The sequence below is a fragment of the Erwinia sp. Eh17-17 genome, assembly GCF_039675725.1.
Classification (GTDB): domain Bacteria; phylum Pseudomonadota; class Gammaproteobacteria; order Enterobacterales; family Enterobacteriaceae; genus Erwinia.
Genome location: NZ_JBDFQT010000042.1, coordinates 1 through 306, shown reverse-complemented (window position 1 = coordinate 306; position 306 = coordinate 1). Strand labels below are relative to the sequence as shown.

1 protein-coding gene is annotated in these 306 nt (G+C 67.3%); it reads right to left on the bottom strand.

All coding sequences use genetic code 11. From position 1 onward, the window contains the following. Positions 1–306, bottom strand: a 306-nt coding sequence (locus ABEH87_RS21735) for a hypothetical protein (protein ID WP_346579430.1), incomplete at both ends; no start/stop codon positions are given.

Below are 306 nucleotides of genomic sequence, written 5' to 3'. Positions count from 1 at the left end.
CACGGTGCCGATCTTCTTCCAGGGCGTGGCGGTATTCGCCTTCAGCCATCCCAGTGCCTTGACGATGCGCTGCTCCACGTCGGTGAAATCGCTGCCCAGCGGATAGTCGGGCAGGGTGCCGTCACGGCGGAATGCGCGCAGGCGCGCCGACAGGTGCACCGGCGTGTTGTCGATCCAGTGGCTGGGCGGGTGGAAGGCGGCGCGCAGTTTGCCCGCTTGCTGCGCCTGCCGCACGAGTGCCGTCTGGAAGCGTGTGTCGGTGATGCCGCCCATGGCGATGATGCAGTCCTCGTCGTTCTTCCCGCG